The 25335-nt window shown below is 42.9% G+C and carries 20 protein-coding genes; 7 read left to right on the forward strand and 13 right to left on the reverse strand.

Annotated features, from left to right (window positions below; translation table 11 throughout):
- Positions 1–4606 (reverse strand): endo-beta-N-acetylglucosaminidase (locus MK482_RS04085; protein ID WP_268718056.1); only part of this gene is annotated, 4606 nt, incomplete at its 3' end.
- Between the two features lie 338 nt (positions 4607–4944).
- On the opposite strand from MK482_RS04085, the gene MK482_RS04090 reads away from it, so the two are divergent.
- The gene (locus MK482_RS04090) at positions 4945–6576 is read left to right on the forward strand and encodes a Na/Pi cotransporter family protein (RefSeq protein ID WP_268718057.1); all 1632 of its coding nucleotides are present in this window, start codon (positions 4945–4947) and stop codon (positions 6574–6576) included.
- Positions 6577–6778: 202 nt separating this feature from the next.
- Here the strand turns inward: MK482_RS04090 and MK482_RS04095 are convergent, their stop codons facing one another.
- Entirely contained in the window at positions 6779–7075 is a 297-nt protein-coding gene (locus MK482_RS04095; RefSeq protein WP_261012925.1) for a bacteriocin immunity protein, read from the reverse strand.
- Between the two features lie 21 nt (positions 7076–7096).
- Positions 7097–8161, reverse strand: coding sequence for a glutamyl aminopeptidase (pepA, locus tag MK482_RS04100; protein ID WP_261012926.1), 1065 nt, complete (start codon positions 8159–8161; stop codon positions 7097–7099).
- 295 nt (positions 8162–8456) lie between these two features.
- On the opposite strand from pepA, the gene galE reads away from it, so the two are divergent.
- The 5 genes from galE (at position 8457) to MK482_RS04125 (ending at position 13314) form a co-directional block, all read left to right on the forward strand.
- A complete protein-coding gene (galE, locus tag MK482_RS04105) occupies positions 8457–9455 on the forward strand; it encodes a UDP-glucose 4-epimerase GalE (protein WP_261045407.1) in 999 nt (332 codons plus the stop codon).
- Between the two features lie 143 nt (positions 9456–9598).
- Positions 9599–10558, forward strand: a complete 960-nt coding sequence (locus MK482_RS04110) for an ABC transporter permease (RefSeq protein ID WP_268718058.1) — start codon at positions 9599–9601, stop codon at positions 10556–10558.
- Complete coding sequence (locus tag MK482_RS04115; RefSeq protein ID WP_268718059.1) at positions 10548–11504, forward strand: iron chelate uptake ABC transporter family permease subunit; 957 nt, start codon at positions 10548–10550, stop codon at positions 11502–11504. Before MK482_RS04110 ends, MK482_RS04115 begins: the two co-directional genes overlap by 11 nt.
- The gene (locus MK482_RS04120) at positions 11501–12253 is read left to right on the forward strand and encodes an ABC transporter ATP-binding protein (protein WP_268718060.1); all 753 of its coding nucleotides are present in this window, start codon (positions 11501–11503) and stop codon (positions 12251–12253) included. Before MK482_RS04115 ends, MK482_RS04120 begins: the two co-directional genes overlap by 4 nt.
- 95 nt (positions 12254–12348) lie before the next feature.
- Positions 12349–13314: a siderophore ABC transporter substrate-binding protein gene (locus MK482_RS04125; RefSeq protein WP_268718061.1), complete on the forward strand. Its 966-nt coding sequence runs from the start codon at positions 12349–12351 to the stop codon at positions 13312–13314.
- A gap of 217 nt (positions 13315–13531) precedes the next feature.
- Here the strand turns inward: MK482_RS04125 and yidD are convergent, their stop codons facing one another.
- From yidD to MK482_RS04175, 10 genes are all read right to left on the reverse strand, one after another.
- Positions 13532–13774: a membrane protein insertion efficiency factor YidD gene (gene yidD / locus MK482_RS04130; protein ID WP_268718062.1), complete on the reverse strand. Its 243-nt coding sequence runs from the start codon at positions 13772–13774 to the stop codon at positions 13532–13534.
- Entirely contained in the window at positions 13774–14496 is a 723-nt protein-coding gene (locus MK482_RS04135; RefSeq protein WP_001222228.1) for a pseudouridine synthase, read from the reverse strand. The genes yidD and MK482_RS04135 overlap by 1 nt, the downstream gene beginning before the upstream one ends.
- On the reverse strand, positions 14483–15052 hold the full coding sequence (gene scpB / locus MK482_RS04140; protein WP_268718063.1) for an SMC-Scp complex subunit ScpB: 570 nt from the start codon (positions 15050–15052) through the stop codon (positions 14483–14485). Before scpB ends, MK482_RS04135 begins: the two co-directional genes overlap by 14 nt.
- An 18-nt stretch (positions 15053–15070) precedes the next feature.
- Complete coding sequence (locus MK482_RS04145; protein WP_268718064.1) at positions 15071–15799, reverse strand: segregation/condensation protein A; 729 nt, start codon at positions 15797–15799, stop codon at positions 15071–15073.
- On the reverse strand, positions 15799–16533 hold the full coding sequence (gene xerD / locus MK482_RS04150) for a site-specific tyrosine recombinase XerD (RefSeq protein WP_326845876.1): 735 nt from the start codon (positions 16531–16533) through the stop codon (positions 15799–15801). The genes MK482_RS04145 and xerD overlap by 1 nt, the downstream gene beginning before the upstream one ends.
- On the reverse strand, positions 16530–16991 hold the full coding sequence (cbpB, locus tag MK482_RS04155; RefSeq protein WP_124788472.1) for a cyclic-di-AMP-binding protein CbpB: 462 nt from the start codon (positions 16989–16991) through the stop codon (positions 16530–16532). The genes xerD and cbpB overlap by 4 nt, the downstream gene beginning before the upstream one ends.
- Positions 16988–17509 (reverse strand): metallophosphoesterase, encoded by a 522-nt coding sequence (locus tag MK482_RS04160; protein WP_020902175.1) that lies wholly within the window; start codon positions 17507–17509, stop codon positions 16988–16990. The genes cbpB and MK482_RS04160 overlap by 4 nt, the downstream gene beginning before the upstream one ends.
- Positions 17485–18495 carry a nucleoside-triphosphate diphosphatase gene (locus MK482_RS04165; protein ID WP_419151678.1) on the reverse strand — a complete coding sequence of 337 codons (1011 nt, stop codon included), beginning with the start codon at positions 18493–18495 and terminating at the stop codon, positions 17485–17487. The genes MK482_RS04160 and MK482_RS04165 overlap by 25 nt, the downstream gene beginning before the upstream one ends.
- The gene (racE, locus tag MK482_RS04170; protein ID WP_268718067.1) at positions 18453–19247 is read right to left on the reverse strand and encodes a glutamate racemase; all 795 of its coding nucleotides are present in this window, start codon (positions 19245–19247) and stop codon (positions 18453–18455) included. Before racE ends, MK482_RS04165 begins: the two co-directional genes overlap by 43 nt.
- A 200-nt stretch (positions 19248–19447) precedes the next feature.
- Positions 19448–19696 (reverse strand): YneF family protein, encoded by a 249-nt coding sequence (locus MK482_RS04175; protein WP_000364990.1) that lies wholly within the window; start codon positions 19694–19696, stop codon positions 19448–19450.
- A gap of 316 nt (positions 19697–20012) precedes the next feature.
- Here MK482_RS04175 and MK482_RS04180 point away from each other — a divergent pair, with 316 nt between their 5' ends.
- The gene (locus MK482_RS04180) at positions 20013–25286 is read left to right on the forward strand and encodes an SIALI-17 repeat-containing surface protein (RefSeq protein ID WP_268718068.1); all 5274 of its coding nucleotides are present in this window, start codon (positions 20013–20015) and stop codon (positions 25284–25286) included.
- Positions 25287–25335: the final 49 nt, after the last annotated feature.

Here is a 25335-nt window from a genome sequence, read left to right on the forward strand (position 1 = left end):
GTTTCGGAGTTTCTAGAACTAAATCTTTAGCTCCTTCAGCTGGTTGATTGCTTGATAGAACTTTTGTACCTACTTCGGTAATTTCTGGAACAGCTTCCTTGAGAATTTCTGTTGTACGAAGGATACGATTGCCTTGAGCATCTACTTCTACTAGACGACGAATCTGCCCTTCTTCTCCTTTTTGGACAAGTTGACGTTGACCTTTAAGAAGGTTCGCATTTGGTCGCTCTTGACGATTGAAGACCACTGTATCCTCTTCAACTTCTAGTTTCGGAGTTTCTAGAACCAGGTCTTTTACTCCCTCAGCCGGTTGGTTGCTTGATAGAACTTTTGTATCTACTTCGGTAATTTCTGGAACAGCTTCCTTGAGAACTTCTGTTGTACGAAGGATACGATTGCCTTGGGCATCTACTTCTACTAGACGACGAATTTGCCCTTCTTCTCCTTTTTGGACATGTTGACGTTGACCTTTAAGAAGGTTCGCATTTGGTCGCTCTTGACGTTCATAGGCTGTTGTTTCAGTTTCAACAACTAGTTCAGGGAGGACCTCAACTGTCGGGGCTACTTCACTTGGATTCATGCTACCAACATGATGACTTTCTTCTGTAGGAGCTAGTTTCTTGTTCAGCTTTTCTTTCATGTCCGCAAAAGCTTGTGGAGTTGGCATCTCTGAAGCCAACAAAGTTTCTGCTTGTTCAATCAACTCAGCTTTAGGATCTTTTTCACGGATAGATTCGAGCAAACCTTCCAATTCTTCTCTAGCTGTCTGATAACGTTGATTTCCATCCAAATCCGCTCCAACTTGTTTCAATTCATTCAAGGCTTTGTTGACTTCTTCTTGACTGGCATCATGGTTTTCTGCAACAGCTTTCGCTGCATTGAGTTTCTCTACTAGTACAGCTTGTTTGTTCTCACTTGAGAAGGTATAGGCAAGGGTTGACTGACGGCCTTGGGCAGCAGTGATTTCTTGTTTAAGGTATTCATCATTAACTGCAGCCTTTGGAGAAACCAAGACATCAAACTCAGCTGTGTGCCCCTTGTAATGCAGGGTCAAGGTCTGGCGTCCAGTCTTCTGAGCATCGTATCCCGTGATTTCAACACCTTCATCAGTAAAGCTGTGAGTCTCTTCTGTCTCGTCATCATAGAGAACACCAAAGCGACCTTCAGAGAGATCCAGTTGATCTCCTACTAGATAGTCTGTTTTGGGTTTCTTAGTAATATACAAGCCCGCTACTTCTTTTGGTTTTCCTTCATCCTGTCCTGTCACTTGGACCTTAAGATCACCTGACACTGGTAAACCAAGGTATTGCAGTGTTAGGTTTTGTTCCCCTTTTTGATGAGCGTCGTATCCAGATACCGTCACACCTGAGTGAGTAAGGTTAATCAGCTCGTCGGCTTGTCCCCCTTCGTATTGAACACGGAGTGTTCCGCCTCTGAGGTCCAGTTTTTCTCCTTCTTTATAAACTGTCTTTTTAGGTCCTTTTTCAAGTCTAACTGCAGCAATTTTTCTCTCATCCTGTGGAATCGCTACAGCCAAGGTGTTACTGATTTCTTTGCCAGGTAGTTGGGTACGATAGTAGAGGAGAGTTGGTTGCTTATCAAAGCCCAATGGAGCTGTTGCCAAGTCACCACCAGTTTCAGTCTTCAAGGTTGCAATTGGTGTTTGTGAATCAGCCTTGTCGTAAACGGTGATGGTTGCGCCTGCCGGAACATCAGAGAAGCCTAGTTGAACTTGGTGGTTTCCAAGTGAACGAGCAGCTACCTTAGCCATTGGAATATTTTGACTTTCTGTGTCCAAGGCTTCGTACATCTTCCAGTTGTAGATACGAATGGCCTTCCAAGGTGTTCCGTTATCAGATGTAATGACATGCAAACGCCAGTCTTGGGCAGTAATTGGTTTGTCAAGAGTGATATCCGTAACGTGCGCTTTATTACCACGGACTTCCTTAGCTAGTTTCCACTCGCCATCTGTATCCTTGTAATAAAGATCAAAATCCTTGGTGTTCATCAGACCATCGTTAACAGACTCACCACCAGCTCCAGCATGATCCATCACCCATCTGACAACACGACGTGATTGGGTCAAACGAATATCGACACTACCGCTCAATTGTCCTGAAGACCACTTGTCTGAAAGACTGGTAATGGTACCGTTCAACATACCTTCAATACCTTCTCCACCTTCGGTATTCGGGAAAGTGCTACCGATAACCGTTGCCCCTGGAACAATATTTTCAGCCAAAGGTCTTGGGAGAGTCGTATCCTGAACAGTCATGCCCCAGTTAAAGGATGTCGTCGCAGCTTCTGAACGAAGGCCATTTTTACCAACTGCAACGACTTTCAATTCTTGCGTCGTACCAGTCGTATTAGCAGAGCGGCTAACTCTTGGCAAGTAGATGGTTGAAGCAGATGAACCTGTCAACAAACGCCAGTTATCCCCATCTTTTTCGTAGACTTCATAGAAATCGGCATCTTGATTACCCGCAAACTGAACCACTGCTTCAGCTTCTTGGGCATTTTTAAGAGATTGTTTCACCACAGAGAGACTTGTAGGTGCTTGTGGCGCTTGGTGATTGTCCGTGATAGTTAACTGTCCTAGGTTGAACTGATAATCTTTCACAGCCCCTTCATGTTCGAAGAAGAGTTTGACTGCATAGATGGTTTTACCTGCTAGTGAGCTAAGGTCAATTTCTTCATTTGTCCAGTTGTCAGAAAGGGTTAGCTCTTTCCATGCATCTGCATCATCGAATTTGTAGTCTGGAGTTGTAGAGAAGGCCATAAAAACTTTAGAACCTTTTCCTCCCTTGTGGGCAACACGAAGTTTGGTTTTCTCAGTTACTTCTAACTTAGTAGAATACAAATTCACATCCTGGTCCGTCTTACCAGCTACATCACCTGAGAATTTAAGGGAATTTCCTCCATTGTAGGCATCTGTAAAATCATATTCTGCACGAAGTTTTTCCCCTGTTGAAGTCTGCCACCAGCGCCATGTTGGCAAGATACCTGAAACCGAACGGTAGTTCCACTCAGAATCCTTAGAAACTTTTCCGTCTACAAACCACTTTCTACCATGTCCTGTATTAAAGGAGGTAGTGAAGGTCCGACCCACTGCTGGTGTGCGGTCTGCAACTAAATTAGCAATTCCATACCACTCTTTGTCCGCTGGTTTTTGAGCTGTCGGATCTCCTTGGTAACCTGTGAAGAAGATATCTTCGTTTTTGTGGTAGTCTTCACCTGTTTTTCCTAGACTGGTAATTGTATCTGGTGCAAAGAGTCCAAGTGACAAACGTAACTTGCCTTTTTCATCTAAGAGGGCATCCCATTTAACTTTTGTCTTATAAGAACCACCTTGTTGCAATTCCAAGCCTGCAAAGACATCATATTGGCTACGTTCCAGCCATTTTGCTATTTCTACAGAGTGGTCATTCTTTTCCTTATTCCAGTTGAAATTGGCAAAGAATTGATCCGCAGGGACCTTGTCATCTTCTTTTTGCATGAACTGGTAGTTGTAATCACCTAGACCATCTTCGTGGTAACGACCATATTTATAGGTCATGGCATCGTACCAAGCATACTTGATTGGATGGTTGACTTTTGCCGCATATTCTTTTGTATAGAGCATGAATTGACGCATTTTTTCACCAAGTGGCGTTACTAAGTCACCCGTTGTTTCTTGGTTGATAAAATACCCATCAAAGCCATAGTACTTAGCAAGGTCGACAAGTTTTCGTGCAATAGGGAAGGTTCCATCCTCATCTTGTTTCAAAGCAGCAACAAATTTCTCTTGGTCAGCAATACTATTAGACCAGTTGAAGAAGAGTGTACCATATACAGGAACCCCGTTACGGTGACCTGCATCAATGACATCTGGAGTTGGGACTAGACCTTCCCAGAAGACCATTGAATCCAAGTATTGCCAGTAGTCAAAGGCGTAGGCCTTGAATTCTTCTCCACCAACAGAAGCGTGGTCTTTAGCCTTTGAGTTGGTATTTGCTAGCGCCTGAACCTTGGCTCTTCTACTTGCTTTTTCATTCACCAACTGGCCTCTATGGCGCTTGGCTAGTTCAACTGAGGAACGATTGATGGGATCATCCTCACGCGCACCCGGTTCCCATTTCAACAAATCCTCCCAAGTATCAAATTTGATTTCTTTTGGTCGGAGACTTTTTTCTTCATTTTTAGGAACGTCTGCTAGAATTGGTTTATCTGCTTTCTTATCAACTGCTTGAGGCGCTTCCTCTAGCTTGACTCCTTCTTTTTCAGTTGGTTGAGCATGTTTTTCAGCTTTATCCGTCGGAGCAGGCTTCGCTTCTTCTTTTTCATTAAGCAAATCAGTCATTGCTGGAGTGTTTTCTGAAATGGGTTGCTCAGCTACTTTGTTCTCTGCTTCCGATAATTGTTTTTCTATAGCTGCAGTGTCTAGATTAGTTGTTTCACTAGTACTTGCAGCTCGAGCGCTCGTATTTGCTACTGTGTCAGAAACTGAGAGCTGTTCGGCGAGGACTGGACTCGCAAACAAAGCTGAACCGATCATCAAGGAACAAGCCCCGATTGACAACTTACGAATGCTGTAACGGCAACGTTTTTCATAGAATAGATCTTTCATCTTTTCCTCCTATTAAAATAAAAGTTAAAAGTAAGCGCTTTACTTTTTTTGCAAAAAGTAACTGTTCTCATGACAACCATCAGAACAGGATCATCTTCATTTTATCCTATATGAAAGCGATGTCAATCTAATTAACATAAAAGCTATAACTAGGATAATAATCAGTAAAATTTGGACATAATTCCATAAACCCACTCTTGGAAAGTAAATTTACTCACTATTTTTAAAGAAAGTTGCCTTTTCTTAGGAAAATTTCATCTAAACACTTGTTAGATTTACTTTTATCCTTTAAAATAGAGTAGGAGAAATTCCGTTATTATTTTTCGGAGGAAAAAGAAATGTCCATTAATTGGCAGGAAATTTTATTTCACTTTTTAGGTGGTCTAGGACTATTCTTATATAGTATCAAGACCATGGGAGACGGTTTGCAACAAGCTGCTGGAGATCGCCTTCGTTTTTACATTGACAAGTACACTAGCAATCCCTTTTTAGGTGTTCTAGTCGGAATTGTCGTGACTGCCCTGATTCAGTCAAGTACAGGGGTTACAGTTATCACGGTTGGACTGGTCAGCGCTAGTCTTCTAACTCTTAGACAGGCTATCGGAATTATCATGGGAGCCAACATCGGAACCACTGTTACTTCCTTTATCATCGGTTTCAAGCTTGGTGAGTATGCTCTACCCCTGATTTTCCTTGGAACCATGTTCCTCTTCTTTACCAAAAATAGAACAGCAAACAATATCGGGCGCATCCTGTTTGGTGTAGGGGGAATCTTCTATGCTCTAAACCTCATCAGTGCCGGTATGAGCCCTCTTAAAGATTTACCACAATTCAAGGAATATATGGTAACCTTGGGACAAAATCCTGTGTTGGGAGTTTTGGCCGGTGCAGTGATTACCGTCCTCATCCAAGCTTCTTCTGCGACAATCGGGATTTTGCAAGGTCTCTATGCTGGTGGATTCCTTGACCTTAAAGGTTCGCTACCAGTTCTCTTCGGGGATAATATCGGGACAACCCTAACCGTTATCATCGCGGCAGCTGGAGCCAATGTCTCTGCGAAACGCGTTGCTGCAACCCACGTTACCTTTAACGTTTTAGGAACTATCCTTTGCTTAATCTTATTAGGCCCATTTACATCTATGATTGAGTACTTCCAGGCACTCCTTCACCTCTCACCTGAGATGACCATCGCCTTCTCTCACGGTGCCTTTAACGTAAGTAACACCATTGTACAATTTCCATTCATCGGAGCCTTGGCCTACTTTGTAACCAAGCTCATTCCTGGTGAAGACGAAGTTGTCAAGTACGAGCCGCTTTACCTTGATGAACACTTGATTAAACAAGCTCCATCAATCGCTCTCGGAAATGCGAAAAAAGAACTCCTTCACTTAGGAAATTATGCTTCTAAAGCCTTTGACCTTTCATACAACTACATCATTGACCTCAATGAAAAGGTTGCTGAAAAAGGACACAAGACAGAAGAAGCAATCAATACTATTGATGAAAAATTAACTCGCTATCTTATTACTCTTTCAAGCGAAGCTCTTAGCCAGAAAGAAAGTGAAGTGCTGACCAACATTCTTGATTCATCCCGTGATTTGGAACGGATTGGGGACCACGCAGAAGCCCTAATCAATCTGACCGACTACCTTCAACGTAAAAATGTTGAGTTCTCTGAAGCTGCTTTGCAGGAATTAGCTGATATCTATCAAAAGACCACTGACTTTATCAAGGATGCCCTTGACAGCGTGGAAAACAATGATATTGAAAAAGCTCAAAGTCTGATTGAACGCCATAAAGAAATCAACAATATGGAACGTGTTCTCAGAAAGACCCACATCAAACGCCTCAACAAGGGCGAGTGTTCAACTCAAGCCGGGGTCAACTTTATCGACATTGTCTCCCACTACACTCGTGTATCTGACCACGCTATGAATTTAGCTGAAAAGGTCATTGCTGAACAAATCTAATACTCTTCGAAAATCAAATTCAAACCACGTCAACGTCGCCTTACCGTACTCAAGTACAGCCTGCGGCTAGTTTCCTAGTTTGCTCTTTGATTTTCATTGAGTATGAGTACCAAAAAGCTATCCTGAATGGGATGGCTTTTTTCTTTTCCTAACCAAGAATTGCTTTTCTACCATATAAAAAATGCTTTGATTCGCAATGGAATCAAAGCATTTTAAAGAGTTCGCCAAACATAAGCGCAGAAGCTGCAGTTCCTCTGTACTTGGCTTCTTCTCTTTTAATAAAGCGAGCCAAGTTTATCAATTCAGGTGCTGGATGTTTGGGATTTAGGAGCAATTCATGATTGACCAGTCCTGAGAGACGGACTGCCAGCAATTGCTCATTTGTAGCAGGCAGTTTTTTAGCAGTCTCTAGGAGAGCAGCAACTAAATCTTCACTCAAATCATGTCGAGCATGATTGTAAAGATCTTTTATAAGGCTTTCTAGGTTTGGTTCTACCATCCCAACCACCTCCCTTATGGTTTAATAATTCTTAATCAAATCAACTGTTGAACGATCCAATTTCTTCACCAAGGCTTGTAAGAAAGCTTGAGCTTCTAGGAAGTCATCCATTGCATAGAGGGTTTGGTGAGAATGGATATAACGAGCGCAAACACCGATTGTTGTAGATGGGACACCACCATTTTTCAGATGGGCTGCTCCTGCATCCGTTCCACCCTTACCACAGTAGTACTGGTACTTGATACCAGCTTCTTCAGCCGTTGTCAAAAGGAAATCCTTCATACCTGGGAGGAGCAAGTGACCTGGATCGTAGAAACGAATCAAGGTTCCATCCCCAATCTTGCCTTGACCGCCATAAACATCACCAGCAGGTGAACAGTCAACTGCTAGGAAAACTTCTGGGTCAAACTTAGTTGTAGAAGTATGAGCACCACGGAGACCAACCTCTTCTTGGACGTTAGAGCCCAGATAGAGTTCATTTCCGAGTTTTTGACCTGACAGAGCTTCCCCCAACTCGCTCACCATGAGCACACCATAGCGGTTGTCCCAAGCTTTTGAAATGATATTTTTTTCATTGGCTGTCAAGATTGCAGAACTATCTGGTACAATGGTGTCGCCAGGACGGATGCCAAAGCTTTCTGCTTCAGCCTTATCCGCAAAACCGCCATCAAAGACGATATCTGCAATAGCAGGCATGGTTGGTCCGCCCTTACCACGAGTCAAATGTGGAGGGACAGAACCCGAAATCACAGGAATTTCACGACCGTCACGAGTCAAGAGTTTGAAACGTTGGCTGCTAACCACCATAGGATTCCAACCACCGATTTCTACCACACGGAAGGTACCATCTGGCTTGATTTCGCTGACCATAAAACCAACTTCATCCATGTGAGAAGCGACCAAGACACGCGGTGCATCTGCAGCTTCTGAATGTTTAATTCCGAAAATACCACCCAAGCCATCTGTCACCACTTCATCCACGTGCGGTGTTAACTTTTCACGAAGATAAGCACGGACAGGTGCTTCATGACCTGAGATAGCAGCAAGTTCTGTTACTTCTTTGATTTTTGAAAATAATGTTGTCATTTCAGTTCCTTCTTTCTTTCATCCATTTTACCACTTTTTATAGGAGAAGGATAGCGGGAAGGTGGATTTCTAAATTAGTATCTTAGTCTTACTGTATCTTATAAAAAGCTTGTATTTTCTTGCATGTGAGGTGAAATCTAATAACTATTCCAAGATCAACCAAACTATTAATTTCCAAACAAAAAAACAATCCAATGCTATACTTGTTTAGTTTTTTCATGAAATTTACAGAAAATAGTTGACTTTGCCTTCTTATTTCTTTAAAATAGTACAAAACTAGAAAAAGGAAAAAATCATGACCAAAACAATTCTTGTTACAGGTGGAGCTGGCTACATTGGCTCCCATACCGTTAAAGCTCTTTTAAATGCTGGCTACCAGGTGCATGTCCTAGATAATCTCTCTACAGGAAATCGTTCGGCTGTGGATAGTCGTGCTAGCTTTAAGCAACTAGATGTTTATGATTCTAGTGCCCTAAAAGCTTACTTAGAAGAAAATCAGATTGATGCTGTTCTTCATTGTGCGGGTGAGATTGTTGTGAGCGAAAGTATTGAAAATCCAAGTAAATACTTCACTGCCAATGTTGCGGGTATGAACCAAGTTCTCAAAGTCTTATCTGAAGTTGGCATTCAAAAAATCATGTTCTCTTCGACTGCTTCTCTTTATGGTAATAACTGTATTGACAAGCCGGCGACTGAAGATACCCTGCTCGACCCTGTCAATCCTTATGCAGAAACAAAACTGATGGGTGAACGAATGATTTACTGGATGGCCAATCGCTATGATTGGAAATATGTCATTTTCCGTTACTTTAATGTTGCTGGGGCTGAAATGGATGCTTCAAACGGTCTACGTGTGAAAAATCCAACTCATATCATTCCAAATATCAACAAGACCGCATTGGGACAAAATGATAGCCTGAAAATATTTGGAGATGACTACGATACACGTGATGGTTCATGTATTCGAGATTACATTCATGTCTTGGACCTTGCACAGGCTCATGTTAAAGGAATGAACTACCTATTTCAAGAAGACAGTTCTTCTCAAATCTTTAACTTAGGAACCGAAAAAGGCTATACCGTCAAAGAAATCTTTAAAACTGCTGAAGAATTACTGGATCAAAAAATCCCACACGAAATTGTTGCGCGACGCGCTGGTGACCCAGCCAGCGTCCTAGCAGATGCATCAAAAGCTAAACAATATCTTGACTGGCAAGCTAGCTACTCCCTCGAAGATATTATTTTATCAGATTATCGTTGGCGTGTTAAAGAAGGTAAAAACATTTTGGAATAGGAAAACAGAGGAGAAGGTCCCGGTACTCTCTCCTTGTTTTATTTATTAAATTGTCAGAAAATTTATTGACAGATTAAAAAAATCATGTTACAGTAATATCCGCAGGTATCTTTCGATACCAAATCTACATAAAAGGATGGGGTATGAAACTTTCTCATTATTTAATCGGCTTACTTCTACTCCTAGTCTTTCTCTCTATTAGCATTGGGACCAGTGATTTTTCATGGGGAAAGCTCTTTGCTTTCGACCAGCAGACCTGGCTTCTCTTTCAAGAGTCCCGCCTCCCAAGAACTATCAGCATTCTCCTGACCGCCTCTAGTATGAGTATGGCAGGACTCCTCATGCAGACTATTACCCAAAATCAGTTTGCTGCTCCGAGTACAGTTGGAACCACTGAAGCCGCCAAACTGGGAATGGTGCTGAGCCTCTTTGTCTTTCCGTCGGCTAGTCTGACCCAAAAGATGCTCTTTGCTTTTGTTTCATCCATCACATTCACCCTCTTCTTCCTAGCCTTTATGACCATTTTTACTGTAAAGGAAAGGTGGATGTTGCCTCTGATTGGGATCATCTATAGCGGGATTATCGGTTCTGTGACAGAAGTTATCGCCTACCGTTTCAATCTGGTTCAGAGTATGACAGCTTGGACCCAGGGCTCCTTCTCCATGATTCAGACTCATCAGTATGAATGGCTTTTCTTAGGGCTCATTATCCTGATAGCCGTTTGGAAATTATCCCAAACTTTTACCATCATGAATCTAGGAAAAGAAACCAGTGAAAGTTTGGGGATTTCTTACTCTCTACTTGAAAAACTGGCCCTCTTTCTGGTGGCGCTAACAACTAGTGTCACTATGATTACCGTGGGTGGCTTACCTTTCCTCGGAGTTATTGTTCCCAATCTTGTTCGCAAGCACTATGGAGATAATCTAAGTCAAACCAAACTCATCGTCGCACTGGTCGGTGCCAATCTAGTTCTGGCCTGCGATATCCTATCCCGAGTTCTGATTCGACCCTATGAGTTGTCTGTCAGTCTTCTACTAGGAATCATTGGTAGCCTCGTCTTTATCCTACTTCTCTGGAGAGGGGGACGAAGAGATGCAGTCTAAAAGCAAACATACCAAGCTCTTCTGCCTTCTCATTATTCTCGCTATCGGAGCTTGCCTTCTCTACTTTTGGCCCATCATCCACCTGTCTGCCTTTGCTTGGAAGTTGCGTTCCCAAAAGATCATCGTTTATCTCTTGGTAGCTATCGCAACTGGGATTTCGACCATTAGTTTTCAAACTCTGACGGAAAATCGTTTCCTGACGCCAAGTATTTTGGGAATTGAATCCTTCTACGTCCTACTACAAACCCTGCTACTGGTTTTTGAAAGCAAGTTTCTTCAACTTGGCAAGTCCCCTATCTTAGAATTCCTAGTTTTGCTTCTGCTTCAATCCCTCTTCTTTCTTGCCTTGCAAGGCTACTTGAAGACACTGATGAAACAAGATCTGGTCTTCATCCTGCTAATCTGTCTAGCCCTCGGAAGTCTCTTTCGAAATATCAGTACCTTCCTTCAGGTCCTAATGGATCCAAACGAATACGATAAACTGCAGAACAGTCTCTTTGCCTCCTTTCAACATCTCAACACTTCCATCCTAGCCATCGGCTATCTGATCATCCTTGCTTTGACCATCCTTTTCTTTCGAAAAGCAGTCATTCTGGATGTCTTGCACCTACAAAGAGAAACGGCTCAGATATTGGGACTCGATGTTGAAAAAGAACAGAAAGAACTCCTCTGGGGCATCGTGCTTTTAACTTCAACGGCCACTGCCTTGGTAGGACCTATGGCCTTCTTCGGCTTTATGCTGGCTAACCTCACCTACCTAATCGTCAAAGACTATCGGCACAAGTTACTCTTTATCGTAGCCATTCTGGTTGGATTTATTAGCTTGACCTTGGGGCAGGCCCTGATTGAACGAGTCTTTGCACTGGAAATTCGCATCAGTATGATTATCGAGAGTGTAGGGGGGCTCCTATTCTTTATTTTACTCTACAGGAGGGCACGTCGGTGAAACTGGAAAACATTGACAAATTCATTCAAAAACAGGATATTTTGCAAGGCATTTCGCTTGAAGTCAGTCCTCAGAAACTGACAGCCTTCATTGGTCCAAATGGTGCTGGAAAATCGACTCTCCTCTCCATCATGAGCAGACTGACCAAGAAAGATCAGGGAATTCTCAGTATCAAAGGCCGTGAAATCGAGAGTTGGAATTCACAAGAACTGGCTCAAGAACTGACTATCCTAAAGCAGAAAATCAATTACCAAGCCAAATTGACTGTTGAAGAACTGGTCAGTTTTGGACGTTTTCCTTACAGTCGAGGTCGACTGAGACCAGAAGACTGGGAAAAAATCCGAGAAACTATGGACTATTTAGAACTGACCAACTTAAAAGACCGCTACATCGATAGCCTGTCTGGAGGCCAGCTCCAGCGGGTCTTTATCGCTATGGTACTGGCCCAGGATACAGACTTTATCTTGCTGGACGAACCACTCAACAATCTCGATATCAAGCAAAGCGTCAGCATGATGCAGATTCTCAAGCAACTGGTGGAGGAACTCGGAAAGACCATTATCATCGTCCTCCACGATATCAACATGGCCAGCCAGTATGCAGATGAAATTGTCGCCTTCAAGGACGGTCAAGTCTTTAGCAAGGGAACAACCAATCAAATCATGCAGTCTGACCTGCTCAGTCAACTATATGAGATTCCCATCACGCTGGCTGACATCAATGGCAAAAAGATCTGTATCTATAGCTAGCAACTCAGAAACTCGAGTTAGAAGAAATTTTGTCTCTTAGTCAATAAAACCTAGAGACTCCCTACATCGTTATCATATTTTAAAAAGGAGAAATCATGAAAACATCCCTTAAATTTTATCTCACTGCCCTAGCGGCCAGCTTCTTGCTCCTACTTGGTGCATGTAGTACAAACTCAAGCACTAGTAAGACGGAGTCAAGTAGCTCTGCTCCAACAGAGGTAACCATTAAAAGTTCACTAGGTGTAGTCACACTTTCAAAAGTCCCTGAAAAGATTGTGACCTTTGACCTCGGTGCTGCGGATACTATTCGCGCTTTAGGTTTTGAAAAGAATATCGTCGGAATGCCTACAAAAACTGTTCCGACTTATCTTAAAGACCTAGCTGGAAAAGTTAACAATGTTGGTTCTATGGTTGAGCCAGACCTAGAAGCCCTTGCTGCTCTTGAACCGGATTTAATCATTGCTTCACCACGTACCCAAAAATTCGTAGATAAGTTCAACGAAATCGCTCCGACTGTTCTCTTCCAAGCAGGCAAAGATGACTACTGGACTTCTACCAAGGCTAATATCGAATCCTTAGCAAGTGCCTTTGGTGAAACTGGCACACAGAAAGCCAAGGAAGAATTGGCCAAGCTAGACAAGAGCATTCAAGAAGTCGCTACTAAAAATGAAAGCTCTGATAAAAAATCCCTTGCTATCCTCCTCAACGAAGGAAAAATGGCAGCCTTTGGTGCCCAATCTCGTTTCTCTTTCTTGTATCAAACTTTGAAATTCAAGCCAACTGACACTAAATTCGAAGACTCACGCCACGGACAAGAAGTCAGCTTTGAAAGTGTCAAAGAAATCAATCCTGATATCCTCTTTGTTATCAACCGTACCCTTGCCATCGGTGGGGACAACTCTAGCAACGACGGTGTCCTAGAAAATGCCCTTATCGCTGAAACACCTGCCGCTAAAAATGGTAAGATTATCCAACTAACACCAGACCTCTGGTATCTAAGTGGAGGCGGACTTGAATCAACAAAACTCATGATTGAAGACGCACAAAAAGGCTTGAAATAAGCAACTTCAAACTCATACTCTTCGAAAATCAAATTCAAACCACGTCAACGTCGCCTTGCCGTACTCAAGTACAGCCTGCGGCTAGTTTCCTAGTTTGCTCTTTGATTTTCATTGAGTATCAACTAACATCTTTACATGATAAAACGCATCCTATCAAGCTCACTCAAACCTGATAGGATGCGTTTTTATCATTTCACTAAAATACTTTTACCCAGCCTCATTTTTCTTCTTGATTCCGTTTGAGTGAAAAGTGGTCTGGGACGGGGTCCTTACCTGTTTTCGACCAGGGATGGCAACGTAAAATCCGAGCCAAGCCCATCAAAACACCCTTGAAGCCATGTTTTTCAATAGCCTGAATCATGTAGTTGGAACAAGTCGGCTCAAAGCGACAAGAGGGTGGAAAGGCTGGTGAGATAAACCGTTGGTAAAGGCGCACAGGCGCTATTAAAATTCGTTTCATTATTTCTTGGTTACAGCCATGGTGTGTAGTTGGCTGATTTCTTTTTTATTAAGACGACGGGATTCTCCTGGACGGAGACCTGTCAAGTCTAGATGTCCAAAACGTGTCCGAGACAACTTGTCCACTTGGAGACCAACAGCTTCAAACATCTTTTTAACCTGGTGGTTACGCCCTTCGTGGATGGTCAACTGCACTACAGAGCGGTTTTTGACTGGATCCACTTTGAGAATCTCATAGACAGCTGGCTTGGTTTTCTTGCCATCAATCTCAAGACCACGGGTTAAGGGGCGGAGATTGTCCTTATTGGCCACACCTTTAACACGCGCGACATAAACCTTGTCAATCTCATTACGAGGGTGAATCATTTCATCTGTAAAATCCCCATCATTGGTCAAAATCAAGACTCCTGATGTATCCCAATCCAAACGACCTACAGGGTAGATGCGCTCTTTGACATTGGGCAAGAGGTCGACAACCGTCTTGCGGCCCTTGTCATCTGTCACACTGGAAATAACACCACGTGGTTTGTTAAGCAGATAATAGACCTTTTCTTCGTTGTAGATAGGCTGGCCTTCCACTTCGACCTTGTCGCCTGACTTGATGGTCGTTGCTAGTTCACGTACCACTTGACCATTGACCGTCACCAAGCCTTGCTTAATCAGCTCTTCTGCTTTTCTCCTACTGGCCACACCTGCGTGGGCAATATACTTATTGATTCTCATCTTCTTCTATCCTTTCACCAAATAATTGGCTTTCTTGGGCTTGAATCTCAAGCTCATCAATCACTGGTAATTCTTCCAAATGGTTAATTCCCATGTAATCTAGGAAATAATCTGTTGTCACATAGAGGTTGGGGCGTCCCAACACTTCTTTTTTCCCGTCTTCTCGTATCAAGTCAAAGGCCTGTAACTTCGCCAAAGCCCCACTCGAGTTGACCCCACGGATGGCATCAATTTCTATCCGAGTAATGGGCTGCTTATAAGCAATGATGGACAAGGTTTCAAGGGCAGCCCGAGATAAACTCTGGTTGATAGGTGCCTTGGAATATTCCTTCAAAATCTCTGAAAGCTGAGGCTTGGTCACCAATCTGTATGCACCACCTGTCTCAATCAGAGCCAAACTGGAATCTGGGTCCTTTTCATACTTCTGGACTAATTTTTCTAAACTCTGTTGGATGCCTGTCGGTGGCAGAGAGAGGAGTTCGGCTAACTGGCGGACTCTAATCCCATCTTCACCCGCTACAAACAAGAGCGCTTCTATTTTTGCTAAAGTACTCATCTTTCCTCTCTATCAAGTCTAGCTTTGGGCCACTTGACTTTCTTCCTTCTTTTCCATGAGATAAATATCTCTGAAACTTTCCTCTTGCACGAGGATCAGCTCCTGAGTTTTGATTAACTCTAGGGTTGCCAAAAAGAGGGTGATGACCTCTTGGATATTCTGGGCTTCCTTGAACAAATCCTGCAAGCGCAATTGATTTCGTCCAGTCAAGGACTCTTTCACGATAACCATCATGTCCTCAATCTTATACTCATCCCGCAAGATAGTCGTGTGATTCTGTGCAAACTCCTCTTTTTTCTTGGCTAGGATATTTGAAAAAGCCAAAAAAAGGTCAATGGTCGTCTTGTCATGCACAAGCTCCGCATCTTCGTAAATCAACTCTGTCGGCGCTTTAGAATAGTGCTGGGCTCGTTCTTGGTGCTTGGCTTCCAAGTGCTCACCCAAGAGCTTAAACTTACGGTATTCTTCAATTTGAGAAAGAAGATCCTGCTCCAGGTCATCTTCCAAATCTGTCACTTCCGCTACCTTTGGCAAGAGCTTGCGGCTCTTAATCAACATGAGCTGACTGGCCATAACCATGTACTCACCCGTCACTTCCAGACGCATGGCCTGCAGGGTTGAGACATAGGCTAGATACTGTTCGATAACTTCCGTAATGGGCACATCGTAGATATCCATCTGATACTTAGAAACCAGGTGCAAGAGCAAGTCCAGGGGTCCTTCAAAATCTTTTAATTTAATATCCATTATCTATATTTTTCTATGGTCAGGACTGTTTTTAATCCTAATTTTTTTGCAATTTCGTACAAATCGACCTTGTTTTCTATTTGTCTTAGAATAAACTGTTCCCGCAAGGCTTGGGCTGATAAGGCCGGAAACCCTTTCTCCTTGGCAAAGGATTCTAGCTGACGAAAGGCCCACTGACGAGAATAGGCTTTCCCTCCCCTTTCAAAGAGATAGGTCTGGCCCATCAAGGGTTCCAATTCTGAAAGCAAAGTTGTAGGAATGGTGACAATTCTCTGTTGGGAAGCCTTCTTGATTCGCAACACTTGAAAGTCCAGGTTGATATCCGCAACCTTTAGAGCTAAAATCTCACTCGGTAAGAGCCCCATTTCTAGGATTAAGAGCGCTAGCAAGCGTCCCTCTGGATAGTCGCTTTCCTGCCAAAAAGAGTCTAGGTCTAGAATCTCTGGTTTTTCAGTTTTCTTTTCAGTCTGTTTGGTTAATTCCAAACGGTAAAAGCTTTCCACTTCCCCTTTTTGATAGAGAAAGTAGAGAAATTGGTTACAGGCCGAAATCTTCCGCTTTTGAGCGCTGATTTTTAGATTGACTAGCTGGGCTTGGTAAATCTTGAGACTAGTCTCCGAAATCCGCCCACCTACAATATCTAAAAATTGCTCCAAATCATACTTATAGGACTGCTTAGAATTGGCAGATAAACCCTGCTTTCCCTCTAAGAAATCTGAAATCCTGTCTCTCATTTGCATCGAATCTCATATTCCTTACTAAAGTCATGAAAGAGAGCATTGACAGCCTTGAGGATAGACTTGCGCGTGATAATCCCTTGGAAAATCCCTGACGCGTCCACAACCGGCAAGAAGGACTCATCTACCAGCTTGTGCAAGACCTCGGTAATGGTAAAATCAGGCGAAACAACCGCTACGTCCGTTTTGGTCATATGAACAATATCCGTATCCGCCATGATTTCTTGGCTCAAGTCATGCTCCATCTGATAAGCCATAATATCTCTGAGCCCAATCGTCCCAACAAACTGTTTTTCATCTGTTACAACAGGAACACGGGTATAGGTCATCTGACTGAGCAAGAGTGTCGCATGATCCGCATTGTGGGTATCAATCAACACAGCTAGATTTTCAGCAGGGGTCAAAAAAGTTTCCTCCTGCCCCAACAAGAAAGTCTCAAACTCCTTGGCAATCATCGGCTAAACTCCTTGGACAAGCCCGGATACACCTCATGGTCTCGTGTCAAAAAGTCGACTTTGAAGTAACTATCATCAATCTCCACACGAGCATAGAGACATTCTCTGATGGTCCCACGTGGTTGACTGATGGAACCTGGATTTAGAAAAAGAGTCTTTCCTTCCATCCAAGCATTTGGCACATGCAAGTGACCATAGAGACAGATATCGGCCTCTTCTTCCTGAGCCCAGTAGTCCAACTTTTGAAAGTTGAAATTGATGTCAAACAAGTGACCATGGGTTTGGATAATCTTGGTCGAACCAAGCTCGGTCACCAAACGTTCTGGGTATCCGGCGTAGAAGTCCATGTTCCCTTTAACAACACGGATGCCTTCCCAAAGGGGAGAATCAGGACGCAGTTCAGAATCGCCGTTATGAAAAACGGCGTCAACTTTGCCTACATAGCGATCACGGATTTCTTCCACAATCAAGCTATCGCCATGAGAATCGCTCATTACAATGATGGTTTGCTTTGCCATGATGGAAATACCTCCAAAAGTTTCTTAACAGCTAAGGCACGGTGAGATTGACTATTTTTTTCTTCAAGGGTTAATTCAGCTGAGGACTTGCCTGTCTCTCCTACAAGGAAGAGAGGGTCATAGCCGAAGCCATTTTCACCCTTAGGTTCAAAGTTAATGTAGCCAGGCCAGTCTGCTTCAACAACCAAGCTTTCCTTGTTTGGGCTGGCTACGACTAGGGTTGTATGGAATTGAGCCGAGCGGTCCTTGAGTTCAAAGACCATGGCCAATTCGTGCAAGAGTTTGGCATTGTTTTCACGGTCAGTAGCTCCCACTCCTGCGAAACGAGCTGACCATACACCTGGCAAGCCACCAAGGACATCGACTTTGAGACCAGAGTCATCTGCCAAAACCATCTTGCCCGTTAATTGAGAAATGGTTTCTGCCTTGAGACGGGCATTTTCTTCGAAGGTCATGCCTGTTTCAGCTACTTCAGGCAAGTCAGGATAGTCATTAAGATTTTCCACATCGTAGCCTAGCTTGTCAAAGATAGCTCGGAATTCCTTGGTCTTGCCCTCGTTACGAGTCGCAATCAATAAGGTTTCTCTGACCTTGTTTGTCTCAAAGAATGTTTCTACATCAACACCTTCTTTAGGCAATTCTACATGCAGGAGTTGCCCATTTTCAACTAAGAGAAAAGCCCCCTGACGTTGGATGACTTCCACATTTCGTCCCATTTCTTGGTTGAGGATATCTACCACAAAAGACAATAAACGGTAGAGAGAACCATAGCGTAAAACAGTAACAGAAACAGGAAAACCTCGATCCTCATCTCGAAATCTTTGGGCAAACTCCAATAGAGGAAAATCCAAGTCATCATCCGTCAACGTCCGGACGCCACCAAAAATACCATAGGACCCGACATACCAGTCCTGTTCATCCTTATATTCATAAATTTTATTTGTCATAATTCTACATGCTCCACATGAATCTCTTTTTCCAGCCATTCTTCACCAATTTGTGCAAAACTTTGGCTACTGGCTGTTGTGTAAAAACGGTGATGGAGTGGTCCAGCATCGCGACCACGATTGATTTCAAAATAATTAAGTAAGACTGAGATATCTCGTACGCACTCTGCTCCACTATCGATAAGTTGAACCTTGGGCCCCATGACATTTTGAATAATAGGTCTGAGCAGTGGATAATGGGTACAACCCAAAATCAGGCTATCCACCTTTCCAACCAAGGGACGCAAGGTTTCATAGACCACTTTCTTGGTAACACTGGTTGACAGAGCACCAGACTCCACCAAGGGAGCAAACTTGGGACAGGCCAAACTCTCCACCTGTAAGTCCGGATCCAAATCATGGATTTTCTGACGGTAGATGTCTGATTGTACCGTCATGGGTGTTCCAATCACTCCGATTTTCCCACCTTGGCTGGACTTGATGGCTGCTGAAGCTCCTGGCAAAATCACACCCAAGACCGGAATATCTAGTTTAGCCTTGATTTCTTCCCAGACGACCGCAGTCGCAGTATTACAAGCAATGACAATCATTTTGACATCCTTGGTCAAAAGAAAGTTGACCAACTGCCAAGTATATTCACGAATTTGCTCAGCAGGACGGGGCCCGTAAGGCGCCCGTGCCGAATCCCCAATATAGACGATTTCTTCATGGGGAAGCTGACGCATGAGCTCGCGCACAACGGTCAAGCCCCCGACACCCGAATCCAAAAAACCAATTGGTCGATTATCCATACAGTCTTCTTTCTAGTCTTTTTTCTGATTGATAGTTCATTATGATTATTCATCCTTATGAACTGAATGATAGCCTAATCAATAACTATCTCTCTTAATCATAATCAAATATCAATAGAATGCAAGGAAAAAGTCTCATTCCTAAACCCTTAGCCAATATAGTGAGAAGTCTGGAACTTTCATCCCAGACTTTTCCTTATTTATTTTTTCTTTTTATTGTTAGCAAGGGCGGCCTTTTGTTGGCGGATGATTTGGTGGTAAACTTGTTGTACCTTAGCTTCGCTTGGTTTTTGACCATTTGCACTCAAAAGAGTACGAACTGCTTCAGCATTCAAACGTGGGTTGTCAGCAAATTCTTTTTCGATTTGCTTACGAACCAAGTACATTCCTCCAAGAGCTCCTCCTAGAAAAGCTAGCACAATCAATACAATTGCTAAAAGTAAATCCATCATTTTTCTCCTGTTTCTTTTTGAGTCTCCTTCATTATACCATAAACTAGCCACCCTGACTAGTTTGTTTTACGCTTTCAAGACGATACCAATAAATAGTCGCCTTATACATTCGTACCTTTGACTACTTGTCTAACCAGTTTCCAGTGACATTATATAAAACTATAACTTCATATGAAAATCCCTTGCTTTCTCTGGTTTTATTTGTTATATTAAAATAGTACGAATAAAATCGGTCTATATCAGACTGTAAATAGAGCATTATATTTTTTTAAGAAAAAATGAATGCGCTTACAATAAATGAGAGGAGATTTCTATGAGAAATTTATTTAGGGAGAAATCCTGTCGCTACAGTATTCGGAAACTAACAGTCGGCACAGCCTCTGTTTTGCTTGGAGCGGTTTTTCTAGCTAGTCATACCGTCTCTGCTGATACTACTGAAGTAAAGCAAAAAGAGGCTACACTGGAGAAAACTACAGCTAAGAAAGATACCGTTACGAAAACAACTGAATCAACCGAGCACACACAGCCAAGCGAAGCAGTTGACCATTCAAAACCAGTTCTAGCTGATAATAGTGTTTCTAAAACCAAACCCACTGAGGCTAATGTTGCCTCTGCTACAACTAATCAAGCCAGTACTGAGGCCATTGTAGAAGCTAATAAAAATAAGGAAGCCGAAAAGCAAGAACTACCTGTGACAGAACAAAGCAACTATCAGCTAAACTATGATCGACCAACAGCTCCTTCCTATGATGGATGGGAAAAACAAGCCCTCCCCGTTGGGAATGGTGAGATGGGGGCTAAGGTTTTTGGTCTCATCGGCGAGGAGAGAATCCAATACAACGAAAAAACTCTTTGGTCAGGTGGACCGCGTCCCGACAGTACCGACTATAATGGAGGAAACTATCAGGAACGGTATAAAATTTTAGCAGAAATTCGTAAGGCTCTCGAGGATGGAGACCGCCAAAAAGCCAAACGATTAGCTGAGCGAAATCTAGTTGGTCCAAACAACTCCCAATATGGACGTTATTTAGCCTTTGGTGATGTATCCATGGTTTTCAATAACCAGAAAAAGGGGCTGGATACGGTAACAGATTATCACCGTGGTTTGGATATCACAGAAGCCACTACAACCACTTCTTACACCCAAGATAGGACAACCTTCAAACGTGAAACCTTCTCCAGCTATCCTGATGATGTCACCGTGACCCACTTGACCCAAAAAGGGGACAAAAAACTTGATTTTACAGCTTGGAATAGCTTAACAGAAGATTTACTTGCTAACGGAGACTACTCAGCGGAATATTCTAACTACAAGAGTGGCCATGTTACGACAGACCCAAATGGTATCCTACTAAAAGGTACAGTCAAAGATAATGGCCTCCAGTTCGCATCCTATCTAGGAATTAAAACGGACGGAAAAGTTACTGTCCATGAGGATAGTTTAACAATCACAGGAGCTAGCTACGCTACGCTTTTACTCAGTGCCAAGACTAACTTTGCTCAGAATCCAAAAACAAACTATCGCAAAGACATTGACCTCGAAAAAACAGTTAAAGGCATTGTAGAAGCAGCTAGGGGCAAAGACTACGAGACACTTAAAAAGAACCATATCAAAGACTATCAAAGCCTCTTTAACCGCGTCAAACTAAACCTAGGTGGAAGCAATGCTGCTCAAACGACAAAAGAGGCCCTTCAGACCTATAATCCTAGCAAAGGGCAAAAGCTGGAAGAACTCTTCTTCCAATACGGACGTTATTTATTGATTAGTTCATCTCGTGATCGGACAGATGCCCTTCCTGCCAACCTACAAGGAGTCTGGAATGCCGTAGACAATCCACCTTGGAACGCTGACTACCACCTCAATGTCAATTTGCAAATGAACTATTGGCCAGCCTACATGAGCAATCTAGCTGAAACAGCCAAGCCAATGATCAATTACATTGACGATATGCGTTACTATGGCCGTATCGCTGCTAAGGAATACGCTGGTATCGAATCCAAAGACGGACAAGAAAATGGCTGGTTGGTTCATACCCAGGCGACACCATTTGGCTGGACAACTCCAGGTTGGAATTACTATTGGGGTTGGTCTCCAGCTGCCAATGCCTGGATGATGCAAAATGTCTATGATTACTACAAATTCACCAAGGATGAAAGCTATCTAAAAGAAAAGATCTATCCAATGCTCAAGGAAACAGCTAAGTTCTGGAACTCCTTCTTGCACTATGACAAGGCCAGTGACCGTTGGGTGTCTTCTCCATCTTACTCACCAGAACACGGTACCATCACCATCGGAAATACCTTTGACCAATCGCTAGTCTGGCAGTTATTCCATGACTACATGGAAGTCGCCAACCATCTGAATGTCGACAAAGACTTAGTCACAGAGGTCAAGGCTAAATTTGACAAACTAAAACCACTTCACATCAACAAAGAGGGACGCATCAAGGAATGGTACGAGGAGGACAGTCCACAATTCACTAATGAAGGGATTGAAAATAACCACCGCCATGTTTCCCACCTAGTGGGTCTCTTCCCAGGTACGCTCTTTAGCAAGGATCAGGCTGAATATTTAGAAGCTGCGCGTGCAACTTTGAACCATCGCGGAGATGGTGGTACTGGTTGGTCTAAGGCCAATAAAATCAACCTCTGGGCTCGTCTCTTAGACGGTAACCGTGCTCATCGCTTGCTCGCTGAACAGCTCAAATATTCAACTCTAGAAAACCTTTGGGATACGCACGCACCTTTCCAAATCGATGGAAACTTTGGAGCAACCAGTGGGATTGCAGAAATGCTTCTTCAATCACAAACTGGCTACATTGCACCATTGCCAGCCCTTCCAGATGTTTGGAAAGACGGTCAGGTTTCTGGTCTGGTTGCCCGTGGTAACTTTGAAGTTAGCATGAAGTGGAAAGATAAAAACTTGCAAAGCTTGTCCTTCCTTTCAAATGTCGGTGGAGACCTAGTTGTAGATTATCCAAATATCGAAGCCAGTCAGGTTAAGGTTAATGGCAAATCTGTCAAAGCAACTGTTCTTAAAGATGGCCGCATTCAACTGGCAACACAAAAAGGTGATGTCATTACCTTTGAACATTTCCCTGGTCGTGTAACCAGTCTGACAGCAGTTAGAAAAAATGGCGTCACTGCCGAACTTACCTTCAACCAAGTAGAAGGCGCTACCCACTATGTTATCCAAAGACAAGTGAAAGACGAATCTGGCCAAATCTCTGCAAGCAGAGAATTTGTAACCAATCAAACCCATTTTATCGACCGCTCACTCGATCCTCAACTCGCCTACACTTATACTGTTAAGGCTATGCTAGGTAATGTTTCTACACAGGTATCCGAAAAGGCCAATGTCGAAACCTATAACCAATTGATGGATGACCGTGATAGCCGAATCCAATACGGTTCTGCATTTGGAAACTGGGCAGACTCAGAATTATTTGGAGGAACAGAGAAATTTGCTGACCTTTCACTAGGTAACTATACAGATAAAGATGCGACAGCAACCATTCCTTTCAATGGTGTTGGCATTGAAATCTATGGTCTCAAATCATCTCAATTGGGAATCGCTGAAGTCAAAATCGATGGTAAATCAGTCGGTGAACTGGACTTCTATACTGCAGGTGCAACTGAAAAAGGTAGCCTTATCGGTCGCTTCACAGGATTGTCAGATGGTGCTCATGTGATGACCATCACTGTAAAACAAGAGCATAAACACCGTGGCAGTGAACGTTCCAAAATTTCCTTAGACTACTTTAAAGTTTTACCTGGACAGGGAACAACTATTGAAAAAATGGATGACCGTGACTCTCGCATTCAATACGGATCTCAATTCAAAGATTGGAGCGATACTGAATTATATAAGAGCACAGAAAAATATGCGGACATCAATAACAGTGACCCAAGTACTGCTTCAGAAGCTCAGGCAACCATTCCATTTACTGGAACAGGTATTCGAATTTACGGACTTAAAACATCCGCTCTCGGAAAAGCTCTCGTGACACTAGATGGCAAAGAAATGTCAAGTCTAGACTTCTACACAGCTGGCGCTACCCAAAAGGCAACCTTAATTGGAGAATTTACTAATCTGAGCGATGGTAATCATATTTTGACATTGAAAGTTGATCCAAATTCACCAGCAGGTCGCAAGAAAATTTCTCTAGATTCATTTGATGTGATTAAATCTCCAGCTGTAAGCTTGGATAGTCCAAGTATCGCACCACTTAAGGAAGGGGATAAAAACATCTCTTTAACTCTTCCAGCTGGAGATTGGGAAGCCATCGCTGTGACCTTCCCAGGTATCAAAGATCCACTCGTTTTACGCAGGATAGACGATAATCATCTAGTTACGACTGGGGATCAGACTGTCTTATCAATCCAAGATAATCAGGTACAAATCCCTATCCCTGACGAAACCAATCGAAAGATTGGAAATGCGATAGAAACTTATTCTATCCAGGGAAATACAACAAGCAGTCCTGTAGTAGCTGTCTTTACCAAAAAGGATGAGAAGAAGGTTGAGAATCAGCAGCCAACTACAAGCAAGGGAGATGACCCTGCTCCTATTGTAGAAATTCCTGAATACACTAAGCCTATCGGCACAGCAGGACTAGAACAACCACCTACTGTTTCTATCTCTGAATACACTCAACCTATCGGCACAGCAGGACTAGAACAAGCTCCTACTGTTTCTATTCCTGAGTACACTAAACCTGTCGGCACAGCAGGAATAGAACAACCACCTACGGTTTCTATTCCTGAATACACTAAATCTATCGGCACAGCAGGACTAGAACAGCCACCTGTAGTAAACGTCCCTGAATACACTCAACCTATCGGCACAGCAGGAATGGAACAACCGCCTACGGTTTCTATCCCTGAGTACACGAAACCTATCGGCACAGCAGGACAAGAGCAAGCACTTACTGTTTCTATTCCTGAGTACACGAAGCCTATCGACACAGCAGGACAAGAGCAAGCGCCTACGGTTTCTGTTCCTGAATATAAACTTCGTGTCTTAAAAGATGAAAGGACTGGAGTTGAAATTATTGGAGGAGCGACTGAATTAGAGGGAATTTCTCATATTTCTAGCAGACATGTCTTAGCTCAAGAACTATTTGGTAAGACCTATGATGCTTACGATCTTCACCTTAAAAATTCAACAGATCAGAGTTTACAACCAAAAGGATCTGTCTTGGTTCGCTTGCCTATTTCCTCTGCTGTCGAAAATGTTTACTACCTAACTCCATCAAAAGAGTTACAGAAACTCGATTTTACTATTCACGAGGGAATGGCAGAATTTACGACTAGTCATTTCAGCACCTATGCAGTCGTTTATCGAGCTAATGGAGCATCAATTACTGCAAATCAAAAACCAAGTGAAACAGATATCAAACCATTAGCCAACAGCTCTAAGCAAGTTTCATCTAGTCCAGACCTTGTTCAATCTGCAAATGATTCTCCTAAAGAACAACTTCCAGCTACTGGTGAAACATCCAATCCACTACTATTCTTGTCAGGATTGAGTCTAGTCCTAACAGCAACTTTTCTACTTAAGAGTAAGAAGGATGAGTCCAATTAACTTTTAACCACACAAAAATCAGGATGAAGATAAGCTTCATCCTGATTTA

The sequence above is a fragment of the Streptococcus mitis genome, assembly GCF_026782865.1.
In the GTDB taxonomy this organism is placed as follows: Bacteria; Bacillota; Bacilli; order Lactobacillales; family Streptococcaceae; genus Streptococcus; species Streptococcus mitis_CG.